The organism is Enterobacter sp. 168J2 (genome assembly GCF_034107265.1).
GTDB lineage: Bacteria > Pseudomonadota > Gammaproteobacteria > Enterobacterales > Enterobacteriaceae > Enterobacter > Enterobacter nematophilus.
This window is the reverse complement of record NZ_JAWNEB010000001.1, coordinates 380,171-395,085: the sequence shown is the minus strand read 5'-3', so window position 1 is coordinate 395,085 and position 14,915 is coordinate 380,171. Positions and strand designations below refer to the sequence as shown.

Below are 14,915 nucleotides of genomic sequence, written 5' to 3'. Positions count from 1 at the left end.
GCGCGGAGAATGAACCTCTCTGGTGTAATATCACCGGCAATCATCTGCTGTATGGTCAAAAAAGGAACCAAAAAGGATGCTTTTTACCCTTAAGAAATACGTTGGAGGGATGATGCTTCCCCTTCCGCTGCTGCTTATCATCATCGCGCTGGGGCTGGCGCTGGTGTGGTTTAGTCGCTTTCAGAAGAGTGGCAAAACGCTTATTACGTTCGGCTGGCTGGTCCTGCTGCTGCTGAGCCTGCAACCGGTGGCGGATGGACTGCTGCGCCCCATCGAAAACAGGTACCCGACATGGCAGGGAAACCAGAAAGTTGAGTACATCGTGGTGCTGGGCGGCGGGTATACCTGGGATCCTGACTGGGCTCCCAGCTCGAACCTGATCAACAACAGCCTGCCGCGGCTAAACGAAGGCATTCGCCTGTGGCTGGCGAATCCGGGTTCAAAAATGATCTTCACCGGCGCGGCGGCAAAAACGAACCCGGTGAGTACGGCTGAAGCTGGGGCCAGAATCGCGGAATCGCTCGGCGTACCGCGTTCCTCCATCATCACGCTGGACAGCCCAAAGGATACCGAGGAAGAGGCCGCGGCGGTGAAGCAGGCGATTGGCGATGTTCCGTTCTTACTGGTGACCTCCGCCTCGCACCTGCCACGCGCGATGATTTTCTTCGAGAAGCAGGGCCTGCACCCGCTTCCCGCACCGGCAAACCAGATGGCCATCAGCGCGCCGCTCAACCCATGGGAACGGGTGATCCCCTCGCCAATGTGGTTGATGCATAGCGATCGCGTTGGCTACGAGACGCTCGGACGCCTCTGGCAGTGGCTGAAAGGATCGTCAGGCGAGCCAGGGCAAGAGTGATTTAGCCGCCAGATCGAAGTTGGCGCGATTGAAACGTCCGGTGTTGATCAGCTGCGCCACTTCATCCCAGAGCAGATAAAGCCAGCGACGCCAGAGAAACGCCTCTGCAACGGGTGCGCGTTGAAGGTAGTGCCACAGTAAACCTTCCGCCGCCCCGCTGTCGCTGAGCCTGAACAGCTCATATTCCCGCGGTGCCCAGAGCATGATCCCCGGCCCTAGCATCGCCAGGAGCTGATCGCTGCGGGAGTCTTTCAGCATGCTGCGCAGAGTAAAATTGCCGTGGATCAGCACGCAGTTGTCGTTAAAACCGTCGAACAGCGCCGGCAAGCACTCGCGGGTACGAAACAGAATACGTTTATCCTGCATGGTCAAACCGGTGTTGTTGAACTGGTTAAGCGTCCCCCACAGCACTTCAACCCGCTGGCGATACCACAGCGGCCACAGGTTTTCCTGGGTGCTGTCGACCGGACCAACAAGCCCGCGGCTATCCTGACGGTGCCAGGCCAGCAGCGCCTCGACAATCTGGTCTTTGAGCTGTTCCCAGCGTTCCGGCGTGCGCGCGGGCGCTTCAACGGGCACACCGCGTAAACGCTCAATCAGCAGTACGTCCGGGCCGGGGTGTTCCTCGTGGGTCATCACGCCGTACACGGTCGGCATACGGACGGTTCCCTCCCGAGCCAGCATCGACATTTTCCAGGCGAGCTGCCTGGCCACGCCCGGCGACGAAAAACTTCGTGCCATCAGCGGCATCGGGTTGCCCTGGCTGTCATACAACGACCAGAGCGCGGTATCGACCTTTTCACTCACGCACTCGACCCGGCTTAACGTCTCACCCAGCAGATGGCTAAGTTCGGCACGCAGCTGTTCCATATGAGATTACCCCCATTAAGACTACTGCTTTTATAATGAGCGCACAGCGTGAAGATGTCACCCGGAAGAGATCAATTAGGATAAAGAAAGGGGAATTTGCGGGGAGAGGGCATCCCCCCGAAAGGAGGGATGCAGGCGGGATTAGCGCAACTCGGCGCGGACGCGCTCAAGATCTTCCGGCGTATCAACGCCCGTTCCCGGCACTTCGCGGGCAACGGCAACGTGGATTTTTTCGCCATACCAGAGGACGCGAAGCTGCTCCAGCATTTCGATATGCTCCAGCGGGCTCGGCGCCCAGGCAACATAGCGACGAATAAAGCCGGCGCGATAGCCGTAGATCCCAATATGACGCAGGAAAGTATCACCGATGGTCTCTTTAGAGAGCGCAAAGCGATCGCGATCCCACGGAATCGTCGCGCGGGAGAAATAGAGCGCATAGCCTTCGGCATCCATCACCACCTTCACCGCATTCGGATTGAATGCCTCTTCAGCGTGGTGAATGGGCACCGCGAGCGTCGCCATACCGACCTGACGCTGCGCAAGGTTTTCCGCCACCTGACGGATAATAACGGCCGGGATCATCGGCTCGTCGCCCTGCACGTTTACGATGACCGTATCGTCACTGAAGCCACACTTCTCAACCACTTCCGCCAGACGTTCGGTGCCGGACTGGTGATCGGCGCGGGTCATGCACACCTCACCGCCAGCGGCCTCAACCGCACGGGCGACGTCAGGATGATCGGTTGCAACGATAATGCGGTCGGCACCGGACTCACGCGCCCGCTCAAGGACATGCACAATCATCGGCTTGCCGTTGATATCGACCAGCGGTTTCCCCGGCAGACGCGTTGAGGCATAACGCGCAGGAATAATGACAACAAAACTCATGGTTTGCTCTCTTCTGCCACCAGGGAACGAGCTTCATTTTCCAGCAGCACCGGAATGCCGTCACGCAGCGGGAAGGCCAGACTGTCCAGTTTGCAGATCAGCTCCTGTTTATCCTGGCTGTAGTAAAGTTTGCCGTTGCATACCGGGCAGGCAATAATTTCAAGTAAACGGTGATCCATAGTTCCTCCGTATGGGTAATCGCTAAAGCTTAACACATTCCCTTTTCAGGACGTGCCTGTTTCCCAGCCACTTCGACAGGATGTGAATAACCCGTCAGGTACCCGGCCAAGCCTCACGTCGCGAGCCCCCTGCCAGCGCGCGAACTCGCTCAAGGCGGACGTTAACCCTTTTTCCAGGTTCGCCGTGACCCTGACGCCCTCTTCCAGATAAAGGGCAATGACTTCAAGCGTGCCGGTCTTGCGGTGCATTTTGGCATCCATGCGCCCGACCAGCTGCCCCTTGTGCAGCAGGGGTAAAACAAAGTAGCCGTATTGCCGCTTTGGTGCCGGGGTATAGCATTCCAGCCGGTAGCTGAAATCGAACAGCTGCTCGGCGCGCTTTCTGTCCCAGACCACCGGATCGAAAGGTGATAACACCGCGCTGTGGGTCGCCCGGAGTTTCCCCTCCAGGGCCTCGGGCAGCAGAGGGAGGAGATCCGCATGCAGCCACATTTCACCCAGCGTTTCCACCGTGACGGGAATGACTCGCTGTTCGCGCTGCCATATCTCCAGCAGCGGCTTCAGCGCGGGCTGCCGGAGGCGGTAATAGTCTGCCAGCCATTGCGGACGGAAAATGCCAAGGCTGCGGGCGCTGTTTTCCAGCATGATGGCCTCGGCCGCCTCCTGGGTAAGCAGATCCCGCTCGTCGTCCCAGTGGGGCATCACCCGATGCGTCAGGTCGTAGACACGCTGGAAATTACGCCGTTCAATGACCATGACTTTGCCTGACGTGAACAACCCTTCAAGATGGCGCTTGTGTGGCTTCCACTCCCACCAGCCGCCTGCACCTTTGCGCGGATGTTCAAAATCGACGGAACGAACGGGGCCGTTTTCCTGAATATGGCTGATAAGCTGCTCAATTTCGGCCTCATGTTCCTCCATCCACGCCTGCCGGTATTTCCAGCCCATCTTTTCCGGAGCAAGCATGCGGTGCCGCACCAGGGCGAAATCGCTGCGGGGCAGGAAGCAGGCTTCGTGCGCCCAGTACTCCATCAGCTCCCCTTTGCACAGCGCCTCATCCAGCCACTGCGAGGGATAGCTCCCCAGGCGGCTAAACAACACCAGGTAAGGGCTACGGGCGACAATGTTAATGGTGTCGATTTGGAGCAGCGACATGCGCTGGACGGTAGAGAGGATATCGGCAGGCTGCGCGCGGCGACGGGGCTTTTTGAGCAGCCCCTGCGCGGCAAGGTGTAAATGACGTGCGGCTGAAAGCGAGAGTTGCGGTAAAGACATGCGTTTTCCTGTCAGTCAAAGCGCCACCAGAACCGCGTAAGCCTCTACTGCACCAACGCAATCAGTTCCTTGAGCAATTGTTCCGGCTGTTCGCCGCTGAGTTCAGCGTCAACCGGCAGATACCACCAGTTATCTTTCGCAAAGGCACGGCATTTCACCGCATCTTTTTCGGTCATAATGAGCGTCTGGCCAGGCGCGGTAAGCGCCTCAACCTGCTCTGCCACCAGCGCCTGATGGTCGGCCAGCGGAACGCGTTTTTCAAGCCGGGCACCACACTGCTCCAGCGTCGCGAAGAAGCGCGGCGGATGACCAATACCCGCCATTGCCACCAGCGAAGGCAGTTCGGCAACCGCCCGGCGTTCCCCCGTCACCAGGTTGACCGCCATTCCCGGTAACAGACGCATAGGAATTTCACCCTGCTTTGCTTCACCGCCGTTAACAATCACCGCATCAACGGACTTAAGACGCGAAGCCCGTTCACGCATGGGGCCAGCGGGCAGCCACCAGCCGTTGCCGAAACGGCGAACGCCGTCGATAACTACAATCTCTTTATCACGCCCCAGAGCGTAATGCTGCAGGCCATCATCAGTGATGATGATTTGTACCGCGTGTTCAGCAAGCAGGGCCTGCACGGCATCGCTACGCACCGGGGAGACCGCAACCGGCGCGCCGGTGCGCTGGAAAATCAATACTGGCTCATCACCCGCTTCTGCGGTCGTGGTTTGCGTCGTCAGCAGTAACGGGTAATGCGCCGCTTTGCCACCATACCCACGCGACACCACGCCGGGGCGGATGCCGCGTTTTTGCAGCTGCTCCACCAGCCAGATCACCACCGGCGTTTTGCCGTTGCCGCCCGCCGTGAGGTTACCCACCACCACAACCGGAACCGGGGCGCGCCAGGCACGCTTGATCCCCAGACGATAAAACAGGCGAATAATGCCGCTCACCAGGCCGTACAGCAAGGAGAGCGGCAAAAGCAGCAGCCACAGCGGGGATTCACCGGACCAGATGCGCGCAATCATTCGCCGAACTGCATCTTATGAAGCTGGGCGTAAACGCCGCGGTGTTCCAGCAGATCGGCATGGCTTCCGCGTTCAACAATGATGCCGTCCTCAACCACGACGATCTCATCTGCCTGCTCGATAGTGGACAGACGGTGCGCAATCACCAGCGAAGTACGGTTCTTTTGCAGTTCATCCAGCGCTGACTGAATCGCGCGTTCAGATTCCGTATCCAGTGCAGAGGTTGCTTCGTCCAGGATCAGTATCGGGCTATCGCGCAGCAGCGCGCGCGCAATGGCGATACGCTGGCGCTGGCCGCCGGAGAGAAGTACCCCGTTTTCACCGATTATCGTATCCAGACCGTTATCCATCTTGTTGATAAAGTCCATTGCATACGCCATACGCGCGGCGTTCTCAATCTGCTCGCGGCTGTACTCGTCAGTGCGCGCATAAGCAATGTTGTTGGCGACCGTATCGTTGAAGAGATGCACGTTCTGAGAAACCAGCGCAACCTGGTTACGCAGCGACTGCAGGGTGTACTCCCGCAGGTCGTGACCATCCAGCAGGATCTCACCTTCGTTAATATCGTAGAAACGAGTGATGAGGCTGGCAATGGTGGATTTACCGGAGCCGGAGCGGCCTACCAGCGCAACGGTTTTACCTGCCGGAATCGTCAGGTTGATATTGCGCAGAGCCGGCGTTTCGCGGCCTGGATAGGTAAAGGTCACGTTGCGGAACTCCACGTCGCCACGGGCGCGCTCAACCTCGCGTGTACCTTCGTCTTTTTCCTGTTCGGAATCCAGAATGCTGAATAACGTCTGGCAGGCGGCCATACCGCGCTGGAACTGGGCGTTCACGTTCGTCAGGGATTTCAGCGGGCGCATCAGGGCAATCATAGAGGAGAAGACTACGGTGATGGTACCCGCCGTCAGCGTATCCATTACGCTCGGGAAGCTTGCCGCATAAAGAACGAACGCCAGCGCCAGTGAGGCAATCAGCTGAATGATCGGGTCAGAGATGGAAGAGGCCGAGACCATCTTCATCCCCTGCAGACGCATTTTGTTGCTGACTTTATCAAAGCGTTTGGTTTCGACTTCCTGACCGCCGAAGATCAACACTTCTTTGTGGCCTTTCAGCATCTGTTCTGCGCTGGTAGTCACCTGCCCCATCGTGTTCTGCATATTCTTACTGATATTGCGGAAGCGCTTTGAGACGACGCGGATAGCAATGGACACGACCGGTGCCAGAACGATAAGGATCAGCGACAGCTGCCAGCTGTAATAGAACATCATCGCGAACAGACCGATGATCGATGCCCCTTCACGCACGACGGTAATCAGCGCGCTTGAAGAGGAGGAGGCAACCTGCTCTGAATCGTAGGTAATACGAGAGAGCAGCGTCCCGGTGGATTGCTTGTCAAAGAATGAGACCGGCATGCCCATCATGTGGCTGAACAGTCGACGGCGCATGGTCATAACCACTTTCCCGGAAACCCAGGAAATGCAGTAGCTGGAGATATAGCTGGTGATACCACGTAAGATCATCAGCCCGATAACCACCAGAGGCATCCATAGCAACACTGAGCGATCCGTTTTACCAAAACCGTCGTCCAGTAACGGTTTGAGGAGCGATAGCATAAAAGTATCGCTGGCTGCGTTGAGGATTAACGCTACACCCGCCACGATCAGGCCTGCTTTAAAAGGTGCAATCATCGGCCAGAGTCGGCGGAAGGTTTGCCACGTGGAGAGATCTTTGTCGTTATGCATTCAAAAAACCAGCATTTGTTGAAATAGCCGCATATTCTACCCGTTATCTACGGGCGCGCCAAACCACTGATGATACCAGGGAGGTAAAAATTGATCCCGCACGCGCCGGATTTGCCAGCGATGGTGCGAAAATGTCACCGATATTTGCCCGGAATGGGGGGTATCGTGCCAGATATATCCCTCTTTTCGATAGCGCCGGACCACTTTAGGCGACGGAAATCGCCATGCGTTATAGCGGGCCGCAGAATCCAGAGCTATCTCTCCTTCCACCCGCTGTACCAGCGGCAATGACGACGAGGTATTGCTGCCGTGATGAGGTACCTGTATGAGTGTGGACGTCAGATGTTTCCAGTAATGGCTAAGCATAGCCTGTTCTGCCTGTGCTTCAATGTCACCCGTCAGCAAAACGCTCTGCTCGCCGTCGTCAATTTTTACCACGCAGGAGTGATTGTTCCCCTGAGCCGGATAATTTTCAGGGGGCCAGTGGACGGTGAAGGTTAACCCCTGCCATCGCCATTTCTGCCCACGAAAACAGGGACGATGCCCCGCCAGGCGCAACGGACTTCTTACCCACATCTCAGGCCACGCTTTTTGCAGCGATGCAAGGCCTCCCGCATGGTCGAGATGCTCATGGCTGAGAATAACGCCTTCTGGCTGCAGGTGATGCCAGCGCAGCCATGGAATAATTAACCGCTGTGCGCTATCCCCGCCCGGCCAGGCAAGCCCGGTGTCATAGAGAATGGCTTTTCCCTGCCTTTCAATGACCATTCCCAGCCCCTGCCCTACATCCAGCATATGGAGCGTCCAGGCGTCGCTTTTCGCCGTTCGCCAGAGGGGAAATGCCAGTAAGACACTTCCAGCCAGACAAGCGGCAGGAACGGTTTTCCAGGCGCGGAAACGCCAGCCGATGAGGATAAGCCAGGGCAGTAACGTCATGTACTGCCAGCGTTGATCCACACTCTGCCAGCCGTCTGGCAGGCGCATCAGCAGCCAGAACAACCCGGCAAGCGTCTTATCGGCTGCATACCAGATACCGCTTTCCAGCCCCGCCAGCGGCAGCAGATGGAGCAGCATGCCGAGCAAAATAAGCGGTACGCAGACAAACGTCACCAGCGGAACGGCGAAGAGGTTCGCAATCAGAGAGGAAATGCTGAAACCATGGAAAATCAGAACCTGTAGCGGCATGAGAAGTAACAGCATGCCGACCTGCAGATAGAGAAGGTTCAGCAGCGGACGTACCCGACGCACCTGCCGCCAGTGAGGAAGCGGCAGCCACTGAAACCAGAAAATCAGCGCGGCGACGGCAAATGCAGACAGAAGCAGGCTCTGCGAAAGTATGGCTAAGGGATCGCTTATCAGAATCGCCGCGACACAGCAGATCCACACCTGCCAGGGAGACCATTGCCGGGCACCGATTCGCAGCGCCGCCAGCACGGCGAGGGCAATCACCGTTCGAAGCGCTGGAGGTTGCAATCCGGTCAGCCAGGCGTAGAAAGCAGCAAAGAATAACCCTGCCAGCAGAGGCATTTGCCAGTTGACCCGATGGCAGGGTAATAAAAACTGAAGCCCGCGCGCGAGCAACCAGACGATAGAAGCCGCCAGCGCGATATGCAGTCCCGAAATCGCCATCAGATGCAGCGTGCCGGTTTCACGCATCAGGTCTTTTATTTCTCTGGGGACATCCAGACGTTCCCCCATCCCCAGCCCGAGGATAACCGCGCCCCAGCGATAAGCTGAAAGCCGGTTTTGCAGCGACGTCAGGTATTGCGCTCGCAGGCTGCAGCGTCCATCGACAAGTTCTGCATGGGTAAAGCGCCCGCTCAGCGTTTGATGGCGGGCGATAGCGCTGCGCTGGGGGTCATACCCTCCGTCGTTCAGTTCGCCGTGCACAGGCCTGAGCCGGAGCGTCATCGCCCAGCGCTGACCAGCGCACGCTTTCTGCGGCAGATAATGACCATAAAGCGTTACGCCCGTTGACGCCCACCAGCGCTGGCCATCAACTTTGAGTATTTTTGCCTGATGCACAGTGGCAGCATCAGTCGCGGCGATCTCTACTTCGGCCTGCACGGCACCTGCGGTTAAATGCTGCATCGGCCAGAAGCTCTCTTGCGCGGCCAGAATGCCCCACACGCAAAATAACAGCGTAATCCCCACATACTTCAGCCGTACGTTTTGGCGTGCGGCCAGTGCAGCCCCGCCAGCCATCATTATCCACACGGTATAACGCGAGGGCAGTTCGGGTAACCAGAGTAACGGGGCTATCGCCAGAATGGCGCAGATACCTAAAGCGGGAATTCCCATTGCTACCTCCCTGTTTCAGGGTGGCAGTATGCTCGCGGGTGATGTGGGTCGTCAGGTATGAAGGATGCGATTTACAGCAAGGGCAGCAATGTATTTTATGCGTTACACAAAACGAAACGGAAAATGCGGGGCCCCTTCAGAAAGAAAGCGACGGGCACAAAAAAAGCACCCGCAGGTGCTTTTTTTCGAACCCAGTTTAACCGGCTGGCTAAACTCAGTTGCCGTAAATATTGGCGCGATCGCGCAGTTCTTTACCCGGCTTAAAGTGTGGAACGTACTTCCCTTCCAGCTCGACTTTATCACCAGTTTTCGGGTTACGCCCGGTACGTGGAGCACGATAGTGCAGAGAAAAACTACCGAAACCGCGGATTTCAATGCGCTCGCCCTGGGCAAGAGTGGAGGCCATATGCTCCAGCATCTCTTTTACGGCATCTTCCACTGCCTTGGCAGGGATATGCGGTTGCTGACTGGCAAGTCTTTCAATCAATTCTGACTTGGTCATGATTCCTCCGGTTCCTTTCAAACCAATTAGCTGAACAGCTCATTAAACAAGGGCGGCCGTAGCCGCCCTTTGTTATTGATTACAGGACGAATCCTGCAATCTGTCAAGTCTGCTCCTCATCCTTCGCGCTGTAAATGCGTTACAGCTCAAATGATGCTGAGAACCTGATATTACTCGCCTTTAGCTGCTTTGAAAGCTTCAGCCATTGCGTTGTTAGAGAAGTTTGCATCTTCCTGTTTGTTAACAGTTGCGATTGCATCTTTCTCATCAGCTTCGTCTTTAGCACGAACAGACAGGCTGATTGCACGGTTCTTACGGTCAACACCGGTGAACTTAGCTTCAACGTCGTCGCCTACGTTCAGAACCAGAGTGGCATCTTCAACGCGGTCACGTGAAGCTTCAGAAGCGCGCAGGTAACCTTCAACGCCGTCAGCCAGCTCTACGGTTGCGCCTTTAGCGTCAACTGCAGTCACTTTACCGTTTACGATTGCGCCTTTCTTGTTCAGTGCAACCCAGTTGTTGAACGGATCTTCTGCGAGCTGTTTAACGCCCAGGGAGATACGCTCACGTTCTGCGTCAACCTGCAGAACAACTGCAGCGATTTCGTCGCCTTTTTTGTATTCACGAACTGCTTCTTCGCCTGCAACGTTCCAGGAGATGTCAGACAGGTGAACCAGGCCATCGATGCCGCCGTCCAGGCCGATGAAGATACCGAAGTCAGTGATAGACTTGATTTTACCTTCAACACGGTCGCCCTTGTTGTGGGTTTCCGCGAACTGCTGCCATGGGTTGTTTTTGCACTGCTTCAGGCCCAGGGAGATACGACGACGTTCTTCGTCGATATCCAGAACCATAACTTCCACTACGTCACCAACGTTAACAACTTTGGATGGGTGGATGTTTTTGTTGGTCCAGTCCATTTCGGAAACGTGCACCAGGCCTTCAACGCCTTCTTCGATTTCAACGAAGCAGCCGTAGTCGGTCAGGTTGGTTACGCGACCAGTCAGTTTAGTACCTTCTGGGTAACGCTTAGCGATAGCTACCCATGGATCTTCGCCCAGCTGTTTCAGGCCGAGGGATACACGAGTACGCTCGCGGTCGAACTTCAGCACTTTAACAGTGATTTCGTCGCCCACGTTCACGATTTCGCTTGGGTGCTTAACGCGTTTCCACGCCATGTCGGTGATGTGCAGCAGGCCATCAACGCCGCCCAGGTCAACGAATGCGCCGTAGTCAGTGAGGTTCTTAACGATACCTTTGACTTCCATGCCTTCCTGCAGGTTTTCCAGCAGCTGATCGCGTTCTGCGCTGTTTTCGGATTCGATAACGGCACGACGGGAAACAACAACGTTGTTACGCTTCTGGTCCAGCTTGATTACTTTGAACTCAAGCTCTTTGCCTTCGAGGTGCAGGGTGTCACGGACTGGACGAACGTCTACCAGTGAACCTGGCAGGAACGCACGAATACCATTCAGCTCAACAGTGAAGCCACCTTTAACTTTGCCGTTGATAACACCGACCACAGTTTCAGCTTCTTCGTAAGCTTTCTCCAGCGTGATCCATGCTTCGTGACGTTTAGCTTTCTCACGAGACAGCAGGGTTTCGCCGAAGCCGTCTTCTACTGCGTCCAGAGCAACGTCAACTTCGTCACCAACCTGGATTTCCAGCTCGCCCTGGGCGTTTTTGAACTGCTCAGCCGGAATGGCGGACTCAGATTTCAGACCGGCGTCAACCAGTACTACGTCTTTGTCGATAGCAACAACAACACCGCGAACGATGGAACCCGGACGGGTTTCGATTTCTTTTAAGGATTCTTCAAACAGTTGAGCAAAAGATTCAGTCATGTTTAATCTTCAGGTTAATATTAACGTCCACCTGGCTCCGTGCCGGATGGGGTTGTTTCACATACCCGCCGTCAATCCATTGCAGCGGGGGTACTGCTAAATCGGTCGCGATTACGCGAGTGCCAGTTTTTGGCGCGCATATTGTAGCGCTTTTTCAATCACTTGCTCAATAGTTAAACTGGTTGAATCCAGAACTAATGCATCTTCTGCAGGAACAAGTGGTGCGACGGCGCGGTTACGATCGCGGTCATCGCGCTCTTTTATCTCGGATAAAAGGCGATCAAAGTTAACACTAAACCCCTTTTCCTGCAACTGAAGCATACGGCGTTGAGCACGTTCTTCCGAAGAGGCGTCAAGGAAAATTTTTACTGGCGCATCAGGAAATACGACGGTTCCCATGTCGCGTCCGTCAGCGATCAGACCCGGGGCTTCACGAAACGCTCGCTGACGACGCAGCAGCGCCTCGCGAACGCGTGGGAAAGCGGCCACCTGGGAGGCCGCATTAGCGACTTCCTGCGTACGGATTTCGCCGCTCACGTCTTCCCCTTCCAGAATCACTTCCAGGTTGCCATCGGTGGAAACAAAACGCACATCCAGATGCGCAGCCAGCGGTACCAGCGCTTCTTCAGAGGCGACATCCACGTGATGATGCAGCGCAGCCAGCGCCAGCACGCGATATATTGCTCCCGAATCTAAAAGATGCCATTGCAATGCTTCCGCCATCGCTTTGCACAGAGTACCTTTCCCTGCGCCACTCGGCCCATCAATGGTGATTACCGGGGCAACTGCCGTCATCTTTTTCTCCTTAAATAAGGCATACCGTTAACATGAACGCCGCGCATTATACGCGCCAACGTGCGCAACTGTTACCTTTGCGTGCAAATTACGGAATGATAGAAGCAGAGTGTAGAAGAAATGAGCGGGAAAGATCGTCAGGAAGCGTAAGGAAATGCCGCATCAGGTGATGCGGCAAGTCTTCATCATGCCAGGGTGCTAATGCGCGCCAGCTGTTCGAAATAGTCCGGGAAGGTTTTCGCCGTACATTTCGGATCGAGAATGGTCACAGGGGTATCGGACAGCGCCACCAGCGAGAAACACATCGCCATACGGTGATCGTTGTAAGTGCCAATTTCTGCAAACTGCAGTTTTGCCGGAGGGGTAACGCGAATGTAATCTTCGCCCTCTTCTACCTCAGCGCCGACTTTACGCAGCTCGGTTGCCATCGCGAACAGGCGGTCCGTCTCTTTTACGCGCCAGTTGTAGATGTTACGCAGCGTGGTGGTGCCTTTGGCAAACAGCGCCGCCGTGGCAATGGTCATCGCCGCATCCGGGATATGGTTCATGTCCATGTCGATGGCGTTCAGCTCGCCGTGGGTACAGGAGATGAAATCATCGCCCCAGGTGACAACTGCGCCCATTTTCTCCAGCACGTCAGCAAAACGAATATCGCCCTGTACGCTGTTGCGGCCGATGCCGGTCACTTTTACCGTACCGCCTTTAATCGCGCCAGCGGCAAGGAAATAGGACGCGGATGAAGCATCGCCTTCAACCAGGTAGTTGCCCGGCGACTGGTACTGCTGCGCTCCGCGAACCACGAAACGCTGATAAGACTGGTTTTCCACCTCAACGCCAAAGGTTTTCATCAGGTGAAGCGTGATATCAATATACGGTTTGGAGACCAGCTCACCTTTAATCGTGATAACCGTATCCTGCGGGGCCAGCGGCGCGGTCATTAGCAGCGCCGTCAGGAACTGGCTGGAGACGCTGCCGTCAACCTCGACGCTACCGCCGGTAAAGCCCCCGCGCAGACGCAGTGGCGGGTAATTTTCCTGCTCCAGATACTCAATCTGCGCGCCGCCCTGACGCAGGGCATCCACCAGGTGGCCGATCGGACGCTCCTTCATGCGCGGCTCGCCGGTCAGCACGATATTATTGTTCCCCAGGCACAGGGCCGCCGCCAGCGGACGCATCGCGGTACCCGCGTTACCCAGAAACAGCTCAAGCTCTTCACCCGCCTGCAGCGCGCCGCCGTTGCCTGTCACTTCGCAGCGGGTACGATCGTCAGAGAGTGTGTAATGAACGCCCAACGCTTTCAGTGCATTGAGCATATGGCGCACGTCATCGCTGTCCAGCAGGTTGGTGAGGACGGTGGTGCCGTTTGCCAGAGCTGCCAGCAGCAGAGCGCGGTTCGAGACACTTTTTGAACCAGGCAGATTGATGGTGCCATCTACCCGCGCGATAGGTTGTAACGTCAGGGATTCCATGAAAACTAAACTCTCAACTCAACATAATAAAAACCCCGCAGGGACGCTGCGGGGGTGAAAAAACGCAAATTAACCGTGACGACGTTCGAAGTCGATCATGAAATCGGTCAGGGCTTTAACCCCTTCCAGCGGCATCGCGTTATAAATGGAAGCACGCATACCGCCTACCACGCGGTGGCCTTTCAGCGCATGCAGGCCTGCCGCGAAGGACTCTTCCAGGAACACTTTGTCCAGGCTGCTGTCCGCCAGCTGGAACGGCACGTTCATGCGGGAACGGTTCGCTTTCGCCACATCGTTACGGTAGAAACCGCTCTTGTCGATGACGCCATAGAGCAGCTCGGCTTTCTGCTGATTAACCTTGTCCATCTGCGCCACGCCGCCGTTTTGCTTCAGCCATTTGAAGACCAGGCCGGAAAGGTACCAGGCAAACGTTGGCGGGGTGTTGAACATGGAGTCGTTATCGTTCAGCACGGTGTAGTCAAGAATCGACGGGCAGGACTTATGCGCTTTACCCAGCAAGTCTTCACGCACGATGACGATAGTCAGGCCCGCAGGACCGATATTTTTCTGCGCGCCCGCATAGATAACACCGTAACGGCTGACGTCAAGTGGCGCAGACAGAATGGTGGAGGAGAAGTCGGCGGCAACCACAACGTTTTTGCCGAAGTCTGGCGTCTCGTCGATGGCGATCCCGTCAATGGTTTCGTTCGGGCAGTAGTGAAGATAGGCGGCGTTATCAGAAAGCTGCCACTCGCGCATTGGCTTCACGGCGCGCAGACCGTCAACGGTCACTTTGGCGTCGATAACATTCGGCGTGCAGTATTTGTGCGCTTCTTTAACGGCGCTTGCCGCCCAGTAACCCGCGTCAACGTAGTCAGCCGTCGTTTTGTCACCAAGGATATTCAGCGGTACGCCTGCAAACTGACCGCGGCCGCCGCCGTGGCAGAACAATACTTTGTAGTTCGAGGGAATATTCAGCAGATCGCGAAAATCCTTTTCTGCCTCTTCGGCCACCTGAATAAACTCTTTACCACGGTGGCTGATTTCCATCACCGACGTACCCAGACCGTTCCAGTCACACAGCTCCTGCTGAGCCTGTTTGAGCACGTCTGCCGGTAACATTGCCGGACCTGAACTGAAATTAAAGACTTGAGCCATTTCCCCTCACC

At 56.1% G+C, this 14,915-nt stretch carries 13 protein-coding genes; 1 reads left to right on the top strand and 12 read right to left on the bottom strand.

Annotated elements, in window-relative coordinates:
- The first annotated feature begins 76 nt into the window (after positions 1–76).
- Positions 77–856: an envelope biogenesis factor ElyC gene (elyC, locus tag USG84_RS01835; protein ID WP_151412828.1), complete on the top strand. Its 780-nt coding sequence runs from the start codon at positions 77–79 to the stop codon at positions 854–856.
- On the opposite strand, the gene USG84_RS01830 is transcribed toward elyC, so the two are convergent.
- The 12 genes from USG84_RS01830 to serC form a co-directional block, all read right to left on the bottom strand.
- Positions 833–1,726 carry a YcbJ family phosphotransferase gene (locus tag USG84_RS01830; protein ID WP_151412827.1) on the bottom strand — a complete coding sequence of 298 codons (894 nt, stop codon included), beginning with the start codon at positions 1,724–1,726 and terminating at the stop codon, positions 833–835. The two genes, elyC and USG84_RS01830, sit on opposite strands and share 24 nt — an antisense overlap.
- Positions 1,727–1,867: 141 nt before the next feature.
- Positions 1,868–2,614, bottom strand: a complete 747-nt coding sequence (gene kdsB / locus USG84_RS01825) for a 3-deoxy-manno-octulosonate cytidylyltransferase (RefSeq protein WP_061098694.1) — start codon at positions 2,612–2,614, stop codon at positions 1,868–1,870.
- A complete protein-coding gene (ycaR, locus tag USG84_RS01820) occupies positions 2,611–2,793 on the bottom strand; it encodes a protein YcaR (protein WP_006174474.1) in 183 nt (60 codons plus the stop codon). Before ycaR ends, kdsB begins: the two co-directional genes overlap by 4 nt.
- A 45-nt stretch (positions 2,794–2,838) precedes the next feature.
- A complete protein-coding gene (locus USG84_RS01815) occupies positions 2,839–4,068 on the bottom strand; it encodes a winged helix-turn-helix domain-containing protein (RefSeq protein WP_151412826.1) in 1,230 nt (409 codons plus the stop codon).
- A 44-nt stretch (positions 4,069–4,112) separates the two neighbouring features.
- A complete protein-coding gene (gene lpxK / locus USG84_RS01810) occupies positions 4,113–5,090 on the bottom strand; it encodes a tetraacyldisaccharide 4'-kinase (RefSeq protein ID WP_253541412.1) in 978 nt (325 codons plus the stop codon).
- Entirely contained in the window at positions 5,087–6,835 is a 1,749-nt protein-coding gene (msbA, locus tag USG84_RS01805) for a lipid A ABC transporter ATP-binding protein/permease MsbA (protein ID WP_253541411.1), read from the bottom strand. The genes lpxK and msbA overlap by 4 nt, the downstream gene beginning before the upstream one ends.
- A gap of 36 nt (positions 6,836–6,871) precedes the next feature.
- Positions 6,872–9,136 carry a ComEC family protein gene (locus USG84_RS01800; protein WP_320738117.1) on the bottom strand — a complete coding sequence of 755 codons (2,265 nt, stop codon included), beginning with the start codon at positions 9,134–9,136 and terminating at the stop codon, positions 6,872–6,874.
- 214 nt (positions 9,137–9,350) lie between these two features.
- A complete protein-coding gene (gene ihfB, locus USG84_RS01795) occupies positions 9,351–9,638 on the bottom strand; it encodes an integration host factor subunit beta (RefSeq protein WP_008499965.1) in 288 nt (95 codons plus the stop codon).
- Between the two features lie 170 nt (positions 9,639–9,808).
- On the bottom strand, positions 9,809–11,482 hold the full coding sequence (gene rpsA, locus USG84_RS01790) for a 30S ribosomal protein S1 (protein WP_008499966.1): 1,674 nt from the start codon (positions 11,480–11,482) through the stop codon (positions 9,809–9,811).
- A gap of 111 nt (positions 11,483–11,593) precedes the next feature.
- The gene (gene cmk, locus USG84_RS01785; protein ID WP_013097305.1) at positions 11,594–12,277 is read right to left on the bottom strand and encodes a (d)CMP kinase; all 684 of its coding nucleotides are present in this window, start codon (positions 12,275–12,277) and stop codon (positions 11,594–11,596) included.
- 185 nt (positions 12,278–12,462) lie between these two features.
- Positions 12,463–13,746: a 3-phosphoshikimate 1-carboxyvinyltransferase gene (aroA, locus tag USG84_RS01780; RefSeq protein ID WP_253541409.1), complete on the bottom strand. Its 1,284-nt coding sequence runs from the start codon at positions 13,744–13,746 to the stop codon at positions 12,463–12,465.
- A 69-nt stretch (positions 13,747–13,815) separates the two neighbouring features.
- The gene (serC, locus tag USG84_RS01775; protein ID WP_151412824.1) at positions 13,816–14,904 is read right to left on the bottom strand and encodes a 3-phosphoserine/phosphohydroxythreonine transaminase; all 1,089 of its coding nucleotides are present in this window, start codon (positions 14,902–14,904) and stop codon (positions 13,816–13,818) included.
- Positions 14,905–14,915 lie beyond the last annotated feature (11 nt).

Coding starts and splice junctions, on each gene's coding strand:
- rpsA (WP_008499966.1), bottom strand. CDS start 11,482: ATGACTGAATCTTTTGCTCAACTGTTTGAAGAATCCTTAAAAGAAATC.
- aroA (WP_253541409.1), bottom strand. CDS start 13,746: ATGGAATCCCTGACGTTACAACCTATCGCGCGGGTAGATGGCACCATC.
- msbA (WP_253541411.1), bottom strand. CDS start 6,835: ATGCATAACGACAAAGATCTCTCCACGTGGCAAACCTTCCGCCGACTC.
- elyC (WP_151412828.1), top strand. CDS start 77: ATGCTTTTTACCCTTAAGAAATACGTTGGAGGGATGATGCTTCCCCTT.
- ycaR (WP_006174474.1), bottom strand. CDS start 2,793: ATGGATCACCGTTTACTTGAAATTATTGCCTGCCCGGTATGCAACGGC.
- USG84_RS01800 (WP_320738117.1), bottom strand. CDS start 9,136: ATGGGAATTCCCGCTTTAGGTATCTGCGCCATTCTGGCGATAGCCCCG.
- USG84_RS01815 (WP_151412826.1), bottom strand. CDS start 4,068: ATGTCTTTACCGCAACTCTCGCTTTCAGCCGCACGTCATTTACACCTT.
- serC (WP_151412824.1), bottom strand. CDS start 14,904: ATGGCTCAAGTCTTTAATTTCAGTTCAGGTCCGGCAATGTTACCGGCA.
- lpxK (WP_253541412.1), bottom strand. CDS start 5,090: ATGATTGCGCGCATCTGGTCCGGTGAATCCCCGCTGTGGCTGCTGCTT.
- kdsB (WP_061098694.1), bottom strand. CDS start 2,614: ATGAGTTTTGTTGTCATTATTCCTGCGCGTTATGCCTCAACGCGTCTG.
- USG84_RS01830 (WP_151412827.1), bottom strand. CDS start 1,726: ATGGAACAGCTGCGTGCCGAACTTAGCCATCTGCTGGGTGAGACGTTA.
- cmk (WP_013097305.1), bottom strand. CDS start 12,277: ATGACGGCAGTTGCCCCGGTAATCACCATTGATGGGCCGAGTGGCGCA.
- ihfB (WP_008499965.1), bottom strand. CDS start 9,638: ATGACCAAGTCAGAATTGATTGAAAGACTTGCCAGTCAGCAACCGCAT.